Here is a 15,678-nt window from a genome sequence, read left to right as displayed (position 1 = left end):
GTGCCGAAGTCTCGATCCCAGGTCGAGACTTCGGCACGCGGCTCTGGGCGCTGGGCCCTTCGGCCGGAAGGGATCAGCCGGCGACGGAGGCGTAGGAGTCGCCGAGGCGGGCGTCGGAGAGCTCGTAGGTGGCCGGCTCGTCGATGCTGGTGTCGCGGTAGAGCCCGAGCTTCCAGTAGCTGTAGTCGCCGGAGTAGAGCGTGCCCGCGGGCGGGTGGAAGCCGGTGACCTTCTGCTGACCGTTCACCCAGGCGTCGACCAGCCCCACCGAGGACTTGCTCGAGAACTTCACGTGCAGCACCAGGGTGGTGACCTTCCCGGCGACGGCGGGGGCGATCGTCTGGTCGAAGTTCTTCGAGCCGCCGGGGGCGTCGGCCCCGCCGGAGAGGATGAAGTTCCCCTTGCCGATCCGCAGCTCCAGCGGCGGGCTGCCCTCGCCCTCGTTCTTGAACTGCGTGATGAGCTGCCAGGTGTCGGTGTCCACCGGGAATCCGGGCGCCAGCCGCACCGTCATGCGGATGTAGCGGTCCTGGCCCTCGGTGAAGTTGTCGACGTTGGGCTCGACCTCGGCGCGCTTGGCACCGCCGGGCATCGAGAACTTCAGCGCCTTCTGGCCGGGCAGGTCGGTCGCCGGGACGACGGTCGGCTCCTTGCCGCCCACGAAGTTCCAGGGCGTGTCCTTGAACATCCCGAGCGACTGCGCGGTGATGTCCGAGTCCCAGATCGCCTTCGGCGCCGGGGCCGTCCCGGTCGGAGCCGCCGACGTCGCGGGGGCGGACGTGGTGGTCGGCGCGGCCGACGACGTGGGCGCGGAGGTCGACGGCTTGGTCGCCGAGGCCTCCGGGGACTTCGTCGGCACGGTGGTCACCGCCGTCGAGGGCGCGGCGGGGTCCGGCCCGGAGAGGATCGACGGCAGGCCCAGCCCCGGGAGCCCGAGCGGCCCGGACGCCGGGGGCGCGGACGTCGTCGGGGTCGGCCGGGTGGTGCTCGGCTTCGTGGCACCGGGCTTCGTGCCGCCCGGCTTGACGGCGGGCGGGACGGCGGTCGTGCTCGGGGCGACCGGGGCGGTCGCCGTCTCGGGCACGGCGGTCGTCGTCGAGGTCGTCAGCCAGAGCCGCTCGACCGCCGGGCTGACCGCGCCCGACCCGCCGAGGAGCACGAGACGGGCCTGCACCTGGGTGGTCGCCGACGGCAGGACGGTCCGGACGTGGTCGCGGGTCGGGATCCAGCGGCTCCACGCGCCGTTCGGGGTCACGCCCCGCACGTCGACCCGGGCGGAGGTGCCCGGCGGGAGGTCGGCGGTCAGGTCCGTGGTGATCGCGTTCGCGGGGGCGGCGGGCCGGCGCGGCGCCAGCACCATGACCCCCTCGGAGCGCTTGCGCTGGGTCGACGGCGCGACCAGGCGCACGGCCCCGTCGGCGAGGTGCACGTTGAGGTCGTCGCCGCCGGAGACGGCGAGCTCGGCGCCCCAGCTCTCCCCCGTCGGCACGGCGGTGGCCGACGCGGCGAGCCCGACCACCCCGGCGAGCAGCACGCCTGCGCCCGCGACGAGGGCGGCCCGGCGACGCCTCCGCCCCGGGCGGGGGTCCGGCTCGTCCGCGGGCCGCGCGCCCGCCCCGGCATGGGGGGACAGCGGGCGGGGGGCGAGCGGCTCGTGGCGGCGGTCGTCCCGGGACGGCCGCGGGCGGGCGGGCGCGGGTGCCGCGCCGGTCACCTCGACGGTCGAGGGCTCGGTGACCAGGTCGTCGACGAGATCAGCAGGACGCGACACGGGGGGCCTCCACACCGGCGGCGGGGACGTACTGGTTCGGGCCGATGCGCAGCCAGCTGCTGCTCGTGCCCTGGGCGCCGGAGCGCAGCTGGCCTGCGGCGGTGCACTGGATCGCCACACGCGCGCCGCCGGCGACGGCGCCGACGGCCGAGGAGGCGTCGGTCGGGGCGGAGCGGACCACCATGGTCGGCGCGCCGGCCGGCTTCGCCAGCCCGGACCGACCGGTGGCGGTCCAGAGGTAGGTCACGGTGACCCAGCTGTTGTCGCGCAGCGCGAGGTCGTCGGAGAAGGTGCCGTCGGCGAGGTCGATGCCCGCCGGGTTGGCCACCGCGCGCCCGAACCCGTCCCTGCCGCCGTTGTGGCGCCGCTGGAACGCGGCCTGGGCCTGCGGCATACCCTGCGGGAGGTCCTTCCAGCTCTGCCGGGCGGCGGAGGGGTTCCAGTAGTCGTCGGTGGTGTTCCACGGCCCGACGTCCCAGACCGGCGACCAGGCGCAGCGCCCGTTCGGGGCGCAGACCTTCACGGTGTAGTCCCCGGTGCCGCGCGGCGAGAGGCCGCGGCGCGAGGGCAGCGCGACGAAGTGGTCGCGGGGGGTGATGACGTGCCCGTTCGCCGTGGTGCCGCCGACCAGGCCCTCCCGCGTCGCGAAAACCTTGCTGCTCACCGCGGGGACCGCCAGCGGGGCGGGCGCCGGGGCGCCCGGCACGATGGGGATCGTCGCGGACGGGGCCGTGGCGGCCCGGGAGCGGTCGGCGGACAGGTAGACCCGCTGCAGGGCGGGCCCGGCACCACCCTTGGCGGCGACGAGGGTGGCGCGGACCTGCACCTCGGTGGTGGCCTCGGGGAGCGCGGCCGGACCGCCGGGGCTCGCGGTCACCCACCCGCTCCAGGTGCCGTCGGCGCGCAGGCCGCGGACGTCCACGGCCACCTCCGAGCCGGGCGGCTGGTCGGCGGTGACGTCGGCACCGACCCGGTCCACGGGGGTGGGCATGCGGCGCGGGGCCAGCAGCAGCTCGCCCTCGGCCAGCGACGAGCGGGCGCTCTGCGCGCGGACCGTGTTCCCGGCGAGGCGGACGGCCCCGTCGGTCGCGACGACGTTGGTGTCGTCGCCGCCGGACACCGAGAGCTCGGCGATCCACGTGTCCCCCGGTGACGGGGCCGCCCGCGCGGCCGGAGCCTGCGCGAGGCCCGCCCCCAGGAGCGCGACCACCGTGAGGCCCGCCGCGAGCAGCGGCCCGAGAGCGGCCCGTGCCGTCCCTGGGCCACGCGGCGCCCGACCTCCTGGCCCACGGTCGCGCCCCGCTCGCGCGGTCGTCATGGTCATCGCGATCTCTCCTCCGCCGTCCCCGGGATGCGGCGCGGCCCCGATCGCCGCGCGACCCGCCTCCGGGACGTCGCAGAGTTGACGCTCCGTGAAACGCCTGGGTCAAGAGAGACAGGTGGTGTGCACGTGGGTGATAACCGTCCAGGTGACGGGCGTTCGCGCAGGTCAAGGCGTCGTGAAGTGCCCCGATCGAGATCACCGTGAGGCTCGTTCGGGTGATCGACACGCGATTCGTGACGCTCGGTGAGCGTCGCGGTCGCGGAAAATGGTGACTGGCCGTGACCGAATCGGGGATGCGGGCCGTGGCCCGTCGCGCCGCGCACACGGCTCCCGACGGACGTGTTCCTCGCCGCACGTCCCGCCCGACGGCGTCGCTCAGGAGCACACCAGGCAGCCCGGGGGACCTCGGCGCGAGCGTCCTGTACCCCTCGCCCGCCCGGTCACACCCACGGCGCGGATCCCCCACCCGATCTCGTCGATCAGGAGCACACCAGGCAGCTCACGGAGCCCCGAGCGCTGCGCCCGGTGCCCCTCGCCGGCCGCCGGGCCGGGGGGGACGACCCCCGTCGCGGGAACCCGTCAGGAGACGACGGGCAGGTCCGGGGTGGAGACGTCGTAGGTCGATCCGGGCCGCGAGAGCAGCGGGCCGAGCACGGCGGCCTTGCGGGCGTCGTCGGTGTCCGCGCCCCAGCGGACGGTCCGCCCGGCGTCGAGGGTGAACGACACGTCGTAGGGGCTGACCGCCCGGAGCTCGGTGATCTTGCCCCGCAGGTCGGCGGGCAGCGACGCCAGCACCCGCACCGCGGCCACCGTCGTCGGGTCGGACGGGGACGCGGCGACCCCCAGGCCGAGGACGAGCCGCGGGATCCCCGCGGGCGGGGCGGGCATCGTCCGGTAGGCGAACCCGGTGCCGTCCACGAGCGCGACGCCCGCACCCACCGGCACCGCCGCGACCGGCTCCCGCTCGGTCACGGTCACGGTCACGGTGTGCGGGAGCGACCGACGGACGTCGACCGTGGCGACCCGCGGGATCGTCTGCACCCGCGCGTCGAGCTCCGAGGTGTCGAGCCAGACCAGCGAGGTGCCGGGCGGCACGGCGGCCGCCTGGCGGACCGCGGGCAGCGTCTCCGGCGACGCGCCGCCGACCTGCACCGCGGTCACGTCGAGGACCGACGAGAAGCCGAGCAGCCAGACGAGACCGGCGACCACGGCCGCCGCGACCACCCCGCCCGCGGTGCGCCGCCACAGCGTGCGACGGCGGGCGGTGCGGGCGTCCAGCGCGGCGTGGTCCCGCGGGCCGCGGTCGCGGGGCGGCCGGCTCGACGGCCGGCGTCGGGCCGCCCGCTCCGCCTTCGCGCGGCGCTCCGTGCCGCCGCGCGACGACCCGCCGCGCGCGGCACCGCGGCGGGCTCCCCCCGCCTGCCCCGACGAGCCCCCGTGCGCGCCCCCGCCGCGCCCGGTGCCGGACTCGGCGGCACCGCTGCGGGCGGAGGAGCCACGACGCGGGGAGGAGGGCAGAGGATCAGCCTCCGACGCGGTCGGCGAGGGCACCCACACCGGCGTCGGGCCGGTCCGGGGTCTCGCGGCGCTCCAGCTCGGCGAGCACCTCCGGCCCGAGGACGGTGACGTCGCCCGCACCCATGGTGATCACCAGGTCCCCGGGGCGCGCCAGATCGGCCAGCAGGCCGGGGACGGCGCCCCACGAGGGCTCGTAGTGCACGTGCTCGGCGGGCAGGCCGACCCGGGTGGCGATGAGGTCGCCGTTGACGCCGGGCTCGGGCTGCTCGCGGGCGCCGTAGACGTCGAGGACCACGACCTCGTCGGCCAGCGAGAGCGCCTCGCCGAACTGCGTCGCGAAGTCCCTGGTGCGCGAGTACAGGTGCGGCTGGAAGGCCACGAGCAGCCGGCCCCGCTCCCCCAGCACCGGACGGGCCGCCCGCAGCTGGGCCGCGACCTTCGTCGGGGCGTGCGCGTAGTCGTCGTAGACCCGCACGCCCGCGGCCTGGCCCCGCAGCTCGAAGCGGCGCCGGACCCCGGTGAACGACGAGAGCCCCGCCAGCAGCCGGGCCATCGGCGCGCCGAGGTCGAGGGCCGCGAGCAGCGCGGCGCACGCGTTGAGCGCCTGGTGCTCCCCCGCCACCCCGAGCCGGACCTGGTGCTCGGTCCCGCCCACCCGCAGGTGCAGCAGACCCGTGGCGGCCTCCGCGGTGTAGTCCAGCACGACGACGTCGTCGGGCCCCGTCGCGGCCCGGCCGTAGCGGCGGACCCGGATGCCGGCGGCCTCGGCGCGGTCGCCGAGGGCGGCGGCGCCCGCGTCGTCGGCGCACACGACGAGGCAACCCCCGGGCTCGATGCGCGAGGCGAACGCGTCGAACACCGCGACGTAGGCCTCGACGGTGCCGTGGTGGTCGAGGTGGTCCGGCTCGACGTTGGTCACGATCGCGACCGCGGGCGAGTACGCCAGGAACGAGCCGTCGCTCTCGTCGGCCTCGGCGACGAACACGTCCCCGTGCCCGTGGTGGGCACTCGACCCGGAGGCGAGCAGGTCACCACCGATCATGAACGACGGGTCGGCGCCGCACGCCTGCAGGGCGACGACCAGCATCGACGTCGTGGAGGTCTTGCCCGCACTGCCGGAGACGCACGCCGCGCGGTGGTCGGCCATGAGCTCGGCGAGCACGGCGGAGCGGTGCAGCACCGGGACGCCGCGGGCGGCGGCCTCGAGGAGCTCCGGGTTGTCCGGGTCGGCCTGGTGGACGGCCTTGGTGGTGACGAGCGCGCTGGGGCCGCCGGGGAGCAGGTCGAGGTTGGACGCGTCGTGCCCGACGGCGACCTCGGCCCCGAGCGTGCGCAGGGCGAGCACCGCACGGGAGTCCTTGGCGTCGGAGCCGGACACCATCGCCCCGCGGGCGAGCAGGATGCGCGCGATCCCGCTCATCGCCGCGCCGCCCGCGCCGATGAAGTGCACCCGCGAGAGCAGCGGCGGCAGCTCCGGGATCACCGCCTGCTCACCCGGCTCGATGGTCGAGCTCCGCTTCGCTGCGTCTCCCGGCTCGATGGTCGAGCCCGCCCGGGCCTGCGCCTGCTCCTGCTCACTCACTGGTCGTTCTCCTCGTGCCGCGCCACGGCACCCATGGTCCCCCTAGGGTCGTCGGCGTCCGCATCGCCCTCGACGACCTCCAGCACCATGCGCGCCAGGGTCTCGTCCGCGTCGGCATGACCGGTCCGCCGCGCCCCGGCGCTCATCGCGGAGAGCCGCTCGCCGCTGGTGAGCATCGGGACCACCAGCTCCACGATCCGCTCCGGGGTGAGGTCGGCGTCCTCGACGATCTCACCGCCACCGTGCTCGACCACCGGGAGCGCGTTGAGCCGCTGCTCGCCGTTGCCGTGCGGCAGCGGCACGTAGATCGCGGGCAGGCCGACCGCGGACACCTCGGCGACCGTCATCGCGCCGGAGCGGCAGATCGCGAGGTCGGCGGCGGCGTAGGCGAGGTCCATGCGCTCCAGGTACGGCACCGCGACGTAGGGCGGAGCCCCGGAGACCTGCCCGACGTGAACCGTGTTCTTCGGCCCGTGCGCGTGCAGCACCCCGATGCCCGCGGCGCCGAGCGCCTCGGCGGCGCCCTCCATGGCCTCGTTCAGCGAGCGCGCGCCCTGCGACCCGCCGAACACCAGCAGTGTCGGGGCGTCCGGGTCGAGCCCGAAGTGCGCACGGGCCTTCGCGCGCAGGGCGTCGCGGTCGAGCGTGGTGATCGCGCGGCGCAGCGGCATCCCGATGACGGGGCCGTCGAGGCCGCTGCCGGGGACCGCCGCGGCCACCGCTGCCGCGTGCCGCGCTCCGACCTTGTTCGCGAGCCCGGCGCTGGCGTTGGCCTCGTGCACGACCACCGGGACCCGGGTGCCGGGCAGGCGCGAGGCCAGGTAGGCGGGCAGCGCCACGTAGCCGCCGAACCCGACGACGACGTCCGCGCCGACCTCACGCAGCACCTTCCGGGTCCGCCGGACCGAGCGCAGCACCCGCCACGGCAGGGCCAGGAGATCCTTCGAGGGCTTGCGTGGCAACGGCACCGGCGGCACCAGCGCCAGCGCGTACCCGCGCTTGGGCACGAGCGTCGTCTCCAGCCCGCGCTCGGTGCCCAGGGCGGTGACGACGGCGTCGGGCCGGAGCCGCCGGACCGCGTCGGCCAGCGCGAGCGCGGGCTCGATGTGGCCCGCGGTGCCGCCGCCGGCGACGACGACGGACAGCGGGCGGGCCTGCGAACGGGGCCGGTCGGGCACCGGGTGCCTCCTCGGTCGGGGTCAGGGGGTGCGCGGGCGGGCCCGCACCGGTTCGGGTGGTGGGAGGCGCAGGGCCCGCGCGACGCGGCCCTGGCCCTGGGTGCGCAGCACCGCTGCCGCGTCGGACTCGTGGCGGGCGAAGTTCGCGAGCAGGCCGCCGGCGAACAGCGCCAGCGCGAGGGACGTGCCGCCCGAGGACACCAGCGGCAGCGGGATGCCGGTGACCGGGAGCAGCCCGACGACGTAGCCGATGTTGATCGCGGCCTGGACCACGAGCCACACGGTGAGCGTGCCCGCGACGACGCGGATCCACGGGTCGACCGAGCGCGCGGCGATACGCAGCCCGGTGTAGGCCAGGGTCACGAACAGCACGATCACCGCGAACGCCCCGAGGAAGCCGAGCTCCTCGCCGATGATCGCGAAGATGAAGTCGTTGTCGGCGTTGGGCAGGTAGCTCCACTTCGCCCGGCCCTGCCCGAGGCCCTGCCCGAACAGGCCGCCGTCGGCGAGCGAGTAGAGCGCCTGGCGGGCCTGGTAGGCGGGTCCGAGCGGGTCGGCGTTGGTCGGGTCGAGGAACGCCGTGATCCGGCTCTGCCGGTACGAGGCCACGACGCCGAGCACCACGGCCCCGAGGACACCCGCCGTCGAGAGCAGGGCGAGCAGCCCGACCGGGGCGCACGCGAACCAGAGCAGGGCGGCGACGATCACGGCGAGCGAGATCGTCGTGCCGAGGTCGGGCTGGAGGATGACGAGGACGAAGATCAGCAGCGCCACCGGCATGACCGGCATGAGCGCCTGCCGCCAGCGCCGGGGCGCGGGGCGGTGCCGGACCAGGACGTGTGCGCCCCACAGCGCCAGGGCGACCTTGGTGATCTCCGAGGGCTGCAGCGAGACCCCCGCGATCCGGAACCAGGACCGCGAGCCGTTGACCGACGCGCCCAGGCCCGGCACGAGCACCAGGACGAGCAGCACCAGGCAGGCCGCGAGCAGCCACGGGCTCGCCGCCCGCCACCGCCGCGGCGGCACGCGCACGCCGATCCAGAACAGGACCGCGCCGAGCACCGCGAACGCGAGCTGGCGGAAGAACACCCCGTACGACGAGCCACCGGCGGCGTAGGCGTTCACCGAGGACGCCGAGAGCACCATGACCAGGCCCAGCGCGGTGAGCAGGCCGAACACGGCGAGCACCAGGTGCAGGGAGGTCAGCGGCCTGCCCAGCCACTGCTGCAGCGCCGCGCCGAGCGCGCGGACCCGGGGTGGGGCCTCGCCGCGCGGTCGCGCCGGCCGTGGCGCATCGCCGCCACCCGACGAGCGGGTGGCCCCGTCCTCCCGCCGCTCCCGGCCCGTGCTGGTCGACGGGCTCACGACGACGGGTCCGTCGTGGGTTCGCCGAGTCCCGCCACCTGCTGCGCGGCCGCCGCGAACGCGTCCCCCCGCGCGGCGTAGTCGCGGAACATGTCCATCGAGGCCGCGGCGGGCGCGAGCAGGACGACGTCGCCGGGATGCGCCATCGACGCCGCGGCGTGCGCCGCCCGCGTCATGGCGTCGGGCTGTGACGGGCTCATCGGGCCATCGTCGCCCCCGCCGACGTCCACGACCGGCACCTCGGGGGCGTGTCGGGCGAGGGCGGCCAGGATCGCGGTCCGGTCGACGCCGAGGACCACCACCCCGGCCAGGCGGCCGCGGTGGGCCAGCACGAGGTCGTCGACCAGTGCGCCCTTGAGCATCCCGCCCGCGACCCACACCACGCGGTCGTGCGCGGCGAGCGAGGCCGCGGCGGCGTGCGGGTTGGTCGCCTTCGAGTCGTCGAGCCAGCGCACCCCGTTCGACTCCGCGACGACGGCGCCCCGGTGCGCGCCCGGCGCGTAGGCCCGCAGCCCTGCCGCGACGGCCTCGGCGGGGACACCGTGGGCACGCGCGAGGGCGGCGGCGGCGAGCGCGTTGGCCTCCCCCGGCGGGCCGGGTGGCGCGACGTCGTCGAGCCCGGCGAGCACGGTGCCGCGGCGGACCCCGTCGTCGGCGAAGGCCCGGTCGAGCAGCAGACCCTGGCCGCGCTCGGTGACGATGCCGAGCTCGCCCGGCCCCGGATCACCGCGGGTGAAGCCCACGTGCCTGGCGGCGGGGGCGGTGCGCAGCAGGCCGGCGGCGCGCTCGTCGTCGAGACCGGCGATCGCGACCTCGCCGCGCAGCACCCGCGCCTTCGCGCCCGCGTACGCGGCCATGGAGCCGTGCCAGTCGAGGTGGTCGTCGGCGACGTTGAGGACCGCCCCGGCGTAGGGCGCCACCGAGGGGGACCACTCGAGCTGGAAGCTGGAGAGCTCGACGGCGAGCACCCGGTGCCCGGCACGCAGCGCGTCGACGATGGGCAGCCCGATGTTCCCGCAGGCCACGGCGTCCTCGCCTGCGGCCAGCAGGATCGCCTCGAGCATCCCCGTCGTCGTGGTCTTCCCGTTGGTCCCGGTGATCGCGAGCCAGCGCGGCGGGCCGTCCGGGCACACCGCCGGGTCGTTCCCGAGACGCCAGGCGAGCTCGGGCTCGCCGATCATCTCGATCCCCGCGGCGTGGGCCGCCCCGGCCAGCGGGGAGTCCGGGCGGAACCCGGGGCTGGTGACGACGAGGTCGCAGCCCGCAGGCAGGGTCGTCAGGTCCGTGGTGGTGGCGACCTTCCGGTCACCGAGGGACGCGAGCTGACCGGGGTCGCCGTCGGCGACCGTCACCGTCGCGCCCACCTCGAGCAGCACGTCGACGACCGACGCCCCGGTGCGGCGCGCCCCGGCCACGAGCACGTGCGCGCCCGCGAGCCGTGCGGCGCCCTGTGCTCCGCTCATGCTCACCCGCCCGACGCGGCGAGCCACTCGCTGTAGAACAGGCCCAGTCCCAGCGCGCAGCAGATCGCCGCGAGCAGCCAGAAGCGGATGATGACGGTGGTCTCCGCCCATCCGGCCAGCTCGAAGTGGTGGTGGAACGGCGCCATCCGGAAGAGCCGGCGCCGCGTCGTCCGGAACACCGCGACCTGCAGGACCACCGAGAGCGCCTCGACGACGAACACGCCGCCGAGGACGACCAGCAGCAGCTCGGTGCGGGTGACCATCGCGAGCCCGGCGAACAGCCCGCCGAGGGCGAGCGACCCGGTGTCGCCCATGAAGATGCGGGCGGGCGCGGCGTTCCACCACAGGAACCCGATGCAGGCCCCCATGCCCGCGGCCGCCACGAGCGTGATGTCCAGCGGGTCGCGGACCTGGTAGCAGCCGGCCTCGATGGCGGTGCCGCACGCGTTGCGGAACTGCCAGAACGAGACGATCAGGTACGTCGCGAGCACCATCGCCGAGATGCCCGCCGCGAGCCCGTCGAGCCCGTCGGTCAGGTTCACCGCATTCGAGGCCGCCGTGACGATCAGGTAGCAGAACAGGATGAACCCGACGCTGCCGAAGCCGACCACGGCGATGTCGCGGACGAACGACAGGTTGGTCGACGCCGGGGTCAGCCCCTGCTCGTCGGCGAACTGCAGCGCGAGGGTCCCGAAGATCACGGCGGTGACGAACTGGCCCACGAGCTTCGCGGTCTTGTTCAGCCCGAGGTTGCGCTGGCGCCGGATCTTGATGAAGTCGTCGAGAAAGCCGACGACCCCGAGCGAGGTCATGAGCAGCAGCACGAGCAGGCCGGACACCGAGATCGACACGTCCGCGGCCAGGTGCGAGGCGAGGTAGCCGACCCAGATCGCGACGAGGATCCCGACCCCGCCCATCGTCGGGGTGCCGCGCTTGCCCTGGTGGCTCTGCGGGCCCTCCTCGCGGATCTCCTGCCCGAAGCCCTGCTTGATGAACAACCGGATCACGTACGGCGTCAGCAGGATCGACACCGCGAGCGCGACCCCGGCCGCGACCAGCACACCCTTCATCGGGCGCCGCCCTTCGCCGTGTCGAGCGTGGCGCCGGCCAGGAGCGCCTCGGCGACGGACTCCAGACCGGCCGAGCGGCTGGCCTTGACCAGCACGACGTCCCCGGGGCCTGCGTCGAGGGCCGCGACCGCGGCCTCGGCGTCGGGCACGAGGTCGGAGGCGAGCCCGGCGTCGCGGGCGGCCTCGTGGACCCCGCGCGCGGCCTCGCCGACGACGACGAGCCGGTGCAGGCCGGTGCTCGCCGCGAGGCGGCCGAGCGCGGTGTGGGCGGCCTCGGCGTCCGGGCCGAGCTCGGCCATCGGGCCGAGGACGGCTTTGTGGCGCCCGCCCGCTCCCGCCGCCATCGCGGCGAGGGTGGTCAGGGCGGCGCGCATCGACTCCGGATTCGCGTTGTAGGCGTCGTTGAGGACCGTGAGGCCGTCCTCGCGCTCGCCGACCTCCATCCGCCAGCGGCTGCGCGGCTCGGCCGCGCCGAGGGCCTCGGCGACCTGCGGCACCGTCATGCCCGTCGTCTCCAGCGCGATCGCGGCCGCGACCAGCGCGTTGTCGACCTGGTGGGCGCCACGCAGCCGCAGCGCAACCTCGGCCTCGCCGGACGCGGTGACCAGGCGGAACCGGGCGCGGCCGTCCTCGCCGAGGGACTCGTCGACGGCGCGCACGTGGGCCCCGGGGGCACGGCCCGCGTGCACGACGCGGGCCGCGGTGCGGTCGGCCATGGCGGCGACGACCGGGTCGTCCGCGCCCAGGACGGCGACGCCGCCCTGCGCCGCGGCGGGGAGGGCCTCGACGAGCTCGCCCTTGGCCGCGGCGATCGCCTCCCGGGAGCCGAACTCCCCGAGGTGCGCGGACCCGACGTTGAGCACCGCCCCGACCCGGGGCGGCGCGACCCGGCACAGCGCCGCGATGTGCCCCGGCCCCCGCGCGGAGAGCTCGCACACGAGGTGGCGGGTCGCCGCGTCGGCGCGCAGCGCGGTCCACGGGTGGCCGAGCTCGTTGTTGAAGCTGCCGGGCGGCGCGACCGTGGGGCCGTCGCGCTCGACCAGGGCCGCGACCAGGTCCTTCGTCGAGGTCTTCCCGGAGGAGCCGGTGATCCCGACGACCGACAGGCCGGTCGTGGCGACCAGGGTGTCCACGACGTGGCGGGCGAGGGTCGCCAGCGCGGTGAGGACCGCGGCGCCCGACCCGTCGTGGTCGGCCTCGAGGACGTAGCTGCCGTGCGTGCCGGGGGACGGCGTGACGATCACCGCCGGACCGTCCACCTCCCGGGCCGCCAGGACGCCCGCGGCACCCTGGCCCAGCGCGGTGGCCGCGTAGTCGTGACCGTCCACGCGCTCGCCGGGCAGGGCCACGAACAGCCCGCCGGGGCCGACCGCGCGGCTGTCGAACTCGACCGTCCCGGTGACGCGCTCGTCCCCGGTCGCCCGGTGCAGCCGCCCGCCGACGAGGCGCGCGAGCTCGGCGAGGGTCTCCTCGATCACGCAGGGTCCTCCGGAGTGGACGGGTCGGTGATGGTGGCGCGCAGTGCGGCGTCGAGCTCCTCGACGTCGGAGAAGGGCAGAGTCTCGGCCCCGATCTTCTGGCCCGGCTCGTGACCCTTGCCGGCGACGACGACCACGTCGCCCGGGCGTGCCGCGGCGATCGCGGCCCGGATCGCGGTCCGTCGGTCGCCCTCCTCGGTCACGATCGCACGGGCCGAGTCGGAGGCCCGCGCCCCGTCCAGCATCGCCGCGCGGATCGCGGCCGGGTCCTCGGTGCGCGGGTTGTCGTCGGTGATCCAGACCAGGTCGGAGAGGTCCGCTGCCAGCGCGCCCATCACGGGCCGCTTCTCGCGGTCGCGGTCGCCACCGCATCCGAGCACGGTGAGCAGGCGACCCGGCCCTTCCCCGTCGCTCCGCTCGCCCCCGGACCCTTCCCCGTCGCTCCGCTCGCCCCCGGAGGTCTGTGCCCGCAACGTGGTCAGGAGCGCGTGGACGGCAGCGGGCTTGTGGGCGTAGTCGACGACGGCGAGGAACGGCTGCCCGGCATCCACGCGCTGCATCCGCCCGGGGACCTGGACCTGCGCGAACCCCGCGGCGAGCTGGACGGGGTCCAGCCCGGCGGCGTCCCCGCAGGCCAGCGCGACGAGGGCGTTCGCGACGTTGAACCCCCCGGGCAGGCGCAGCGTGACCGGCAGGTCGAGCCCGCGGGGACCCTGCGCGCGGAAGGTCTGGGTGCCGTCGGCGTGGGGATGTACCTCGGCCGCGGCCCAGTCGGCGGGCTGCCCGGTGGCGCTGACCGTGACGGCGTCCGCCAGCGTGGTCAGGCGCCGTCCCCACGCGTCGTCGACGCAGATGACCGAGGCCCGTGCTCGGCCCGGCCTGAAGAGCTCCGCCTTGGCCGCGAAGTAGTCCTCCATCGTCGGGTGGAAGTCCAGGTGCTCCGCGGAGAGGTTGGTGAAGGCGCCCACGGCGAACGTCGAGCCGCCGACCCGACCCTGCGCCAGGGCGTGACTGGAGACCTCCATCGCCGCGTGCGTGACGCCCTCCTCGACCATGGCCGCGAGCAGCGCCTGGAGATCGGGGGCCTCGGGGGTGGTGAACGCGCTCGGCACGTGGCGCCCGCGCATCCGGGTCTCGACGGTGCCGATGAGCCCGGTCGTCGCGCCTGCCGCGGCCAGCGCGGCCTCGAGCAGATAGACGGTGGTCGTCTTCCCGCTGGTGCCGGTGACCCCGAGCAGGGCGAGCCGCCGGGACGGGTCACCGAAGATCAGCGACGACGCCGGGCCGAGGGCCTCCCGCGGGGCCGGGTGCACCAGCAGCGCGAGGCCCGCGTCCACGGCCTCTCCCAGGCCCGGCCGCTGCGCCCCCTCGGCGTCGGTGAGCACCGCGACCGCACCGCGCTGCAGGGCGGTCGAGGCGAAGTCCGCCCCGTGGGCGCGTGCCCCGGGCAGAGCGGCGAAGAGCTCGCCCGCCGCGACGTCGTGGGCCCGCAGGCAGGCCCCGGTGACCGCCACCGACGGGTCGCCGTGGATCGCGGGCGGGGTGCCCGTGACCTCGGAGATCCGGGCGGCGAGCGCCTGGACCCGGGTGGGAGCTACGTGGCGCGGGCGGATCACGTCGAGGCCTGCGGGGACGGGGTCCCCGGAGGTCTCACCGGCGGTCCGGCTGGGCGCGGGCGGCACCCGCGGAAGGTTACTCACCGTCCCGGTCGCCCCCACCCGCGCCCTCCGCGCCCCCGGGCCCCGCGGAGACGGCGCGCAGGTGGGCCTCGACGGCGGACCCGGTGCGGCCGACGTCGCCGGTGGCGAGCAGGTCGAGCAGCGCGCCGCGCAGCACCGCGAGCAGCAGCGCACGCTCGGCCGCCCCGGCGGGCGTGCCGACACGGGCGGAGGGCTGGTGGGCGGCGAGCAGCAGATCCCAGTCGGTGACGGTGTCCACCGCGAACCCCTCCCAGGGCCCCGGCTCCCCCGCCACCGACCGGCTGTACGCCTCGAGCCAGAGCCGCAGCAGCGGGCGGTGCTCCTCGGCGGCCAGCCACCGCCACACGCCCCGGGCGACGGCTCCCAGACCGGCGTCGTCGGGGAGGTCCTCGAGCACCCGCAGCTGGTCGGCCCGCGAGCGGCCGAGCAGGGCGCGGACCAGACCGTCCTTGCTCCCGAACAGGTAGAGGAGCACCCGGGGGCTCGAGCCGATCGCCTCCGCGAGCGGGCGCAGCGACATGTCGGCGAGCCCGTGCGCGAGGACCCAGCGGTAGGCGGCGTCGAGCAGTTCGCGACGTCGGGCCGATCCCTCGCCCGGCCCGGGCGCCTCGTCCGTTCTCGCCGAATCGGTCGCCGTCACGCGGACAGTGTGCTTGACTGAAACAGTCGTTTCAGTGAAGGGGGCGTGGGTCGTGGGTGATGTCGTGCTCCGGGACGCGGACCGCCCGGGCGATCTCGGCTGGGTGCTGACGGCCCACGGCGAGCGCTACGCCGCCGAGTACGGGTGGTCGGTGGAGCCGGTGACCGCGCGGATCGTGGCGGACTTCGCCGCCGACGCCGTACCGGGACGGGACGCCGCATGGGTGGCCGACCTCGACGGGCGCCGCGTCGGATCCGTGCTGTGCGTGCGCCAGGACGCGACGACGGCGAAGCTGCGGCTGCTGCTCGTGGAGCCCGACGCCCGCGGGCTCGGCGTCGGCCGGCTGCTCGTCGAGCGCTGCGTGGCCTTCGCCCGGGACGCCGGCTACGGGCGCCTGGTGCTGTGGACCAACGAGCCGCTCGCGTCGGCCCGGCGCCTCTACCTCGCTGCCGGGTTCGAGCTCGTGGACGAGGAGCGGCACACCGGGTTCGGCGACGACCTGCTCGGCCAGTCCTATGTACTGCGCCTGTGAGCCCCGGCCCGCTGGAACAGCCCCACCCCGCTGGAACAGCCCCACCCCCTCCGGAAC

At 76.1% G+C, this 15,678-nt stretch carries 12 protein-coding genes; 1 reads left to right on the top strand and 11 read right to left on the bottom strand.

Annotation, left to right across the window (positions count from 1 at the left end):
- Window positions 1–73: 73 nt before the first annotated feature.
- From VGI02_RS10725 to VGI02_RS10675, 11 genes are all read right to left on the bottom strand, one after another.
- A complete protein-coding gene (locus VGI02_RS10725) occupies window positions 74–1,771 on the bottom strand; it encodes a heparin lyase I family protein (RefSeq protein WP_331627327.1) in 1,698 nt (565 codons plus the stop codon).
- Window positions 1,755–3,095: a DUF8814 domain-containing protein gene (locus VGI02_RS10720; RefSeq protein WP_331627326.1), complete on the bottom strand. Its 1,341-nt coding sequence runs from the start codon at window positions 3,093–3,095 to the stop codon at window positions 1,755–1,757. Before VGI02_RS10720 ends, VGI02_RS10725 begins: the two co-directional genes overlap by 17 nt.
- Before the next feature lie 579 nt (window positions 3,096–3,674).
- Entirely contained in the window at window positions 3,675–4,646 is a 972-nt protein-coding gene (locus tag VGI02_RS10715; protein ID WP_331627325.1) for a cell division protein FtsQ/DivIB, read from the bottom strand.
- Window positions 4,618–6,033 carry a UDP-N-acetylmuramate--L-alanine ligase gene (gene murC, locus VGI02_RS10710; RefSeq protein ID WP_414638241.1) on the bottom strand — a complete coding sequence of 472 codons (1,416 nt, stop codon included), beginning with the start codon at window positions 6,031–6,033 and terminating at the stop codon, window positions 4,618–4,620. Before murC ends, VGI02_RS10715 begins: the two co-directional genes overlap by 29 nt.
- A gap of 158 nt (window positions 6,034–6,191) precedes the next feature.
- Window positions 6,192–7,373, bottom strand: coding sequence for an undecaprenyldiphospho-muramoylpentapeptide beta-N-acetylglucosaminyltransferase (murG, locus tag VGI02_RS10705; protein ID WP_331627324.1), 1,182 nt, complete (start codon window positions 7,371–7,373; stop codon window positions 6,192–6,194).
- Between the two features lie 21 nt (window positions 7,374–7,394).
- Window positions 7,395–8,738 carry a putative lipid II flippase FtsW gene (gene ftsW / locus VGI02_RS10700; protein ID WP_331627323.1) on the bottom strand — a complete coding sequence of 448 codons (1,344 nt, stop codon included), beginning with the start codon at window positions 8,736–8,738 and terminating at the stop codon, window positions 7,395–7,397.
- On the bottom strand, window positions 8,735–10,201 hold the full coding sequence (murD, locus tag VGI02_RS10695; RefSeq protein ID WP_331627322.1) for a UDP-N-acetylmuramoyl-L-alanine--D-glutamate ligase: 1,467 nt from the start codon (window positions 10,199–10,201) through the stop codon (window positions 8,735–8,737). The genes ftsW and murD overlap by 4 nt, the downstream gene beginning before the upstream one ends.
- Window positions 10,202–10,203: 2 nt before the next feature.
- Window positions 10,204–11,271, bottom strand: a complete 1,068-nt coding sequence (gene mraY / locus VGI02_RS10690; RefSeq protein ID WP_331627321.1) for a phospho-N-acetylmuramoyl-pentapeptide-transferase — start codon at window positions 11,269–11,271, stop codon at window positions 10,204–10,206.
- Window positions 11,268–12,749, bottom strand: a complete 1,482-nt coding sequence (locus VGI02_RS10685; RefSeq protein ID WP_331627320.1) for a UDP-N-acetylmuramoyl-tripeptide--D-alanyl-D-alanine ligase — start codon at window positions 12,747–12,749, stop codon at window positions 11,268–11,270. Before VGI02_RS10685 ends, mraY begins: the two co-directional genes overlap by 4 nt.
- Window positions 12,746–14,431, bottom strand: a complete 1,686-nt coding sequence (locus VGI02_RS10680; RefSeq protein ID WP_331627319.1) for a UDP-N-acetylmuramoyl-L-alanyl-D-glutamate--2,6-diaminopimelate ligase — start codon at window positions 14,429–14,431, stop codon at window positions 12,746–12,748. Before VGI02_RS10680 ends, VGI02_RS10685 begins: the two co-directional genes overlap by 4 nt.
- Before the next feature lie 10 nt (window positions 14,432–14,441).
- Complete coding sequence (locus VGI02_RS10675) at window positions 14,442–15,089, bottom strand: TetR/AcrR family transcriptional regulator (RefSeq protein WP_331627318.1); 648 nt, start codon at window positions 15,087–15,089, stop codon at window positions 14,442–14,444.
- 52 nt (window positions 15,090–15,141) lie between these two features.
- Here VGI02_RS10675 and VGI02_RS10670 point away from each other — a divergent pair, with 52 nt between their 5' ends.
- Window positions 15,142–15,621, top strand: coding sequence for a GNAT family N-acetyltransferase (locus VGI02_RS10670; protein WP_331627317.1), 480 nt, complete (start codon window positions 15,142–15,144; stop codon window positions 15,619–15,621).
- Window positions 15,622–15,678: the final 57 nt, after the last annotated feature.

The sequence above is a fragment of the Actinomycetospora sp. genome, from assembly GCF_036497245.1.
Classification (GTDB): Bacteria; Actinomycetota; Actinomycetes; order Mycobacteriales; family Pseudonocardiaceae; genus Actinomycetospora.
This window is presented reverse-complemented; position numbering and strand designations above follow the sequence as displayed.

Coding starts and splice junctions, on each gene's coding strand:
- VGI02_RS10720 (WP_331627326.1), bottom strand. CDS start 3,095: ATGACCATGACGACCGCGCGAGCGGGGCGCGACCGTGGGCCAGGAGGT.
- murC (WP_414638241.1), bottom strand. CDS start 6,033: ATGAGCGGGATCGCGCGCATCCTGCTCGCCCGCGGGGCGATGGTGTCC.
- murD (WP_331627322.1), bottom strand. CDS start 10,201: ATGAGCGGAGCACAGGGCGCCGCACGGCTCGCGGGCGCGCACGTGCTC.
- mraY (WP_331627321.1), bottom strand. CDS start 11,271: ATGAAGGGTGTGCTGGTCGCGGCCGGGGTCGCGCTCGCGGTGTCGATC.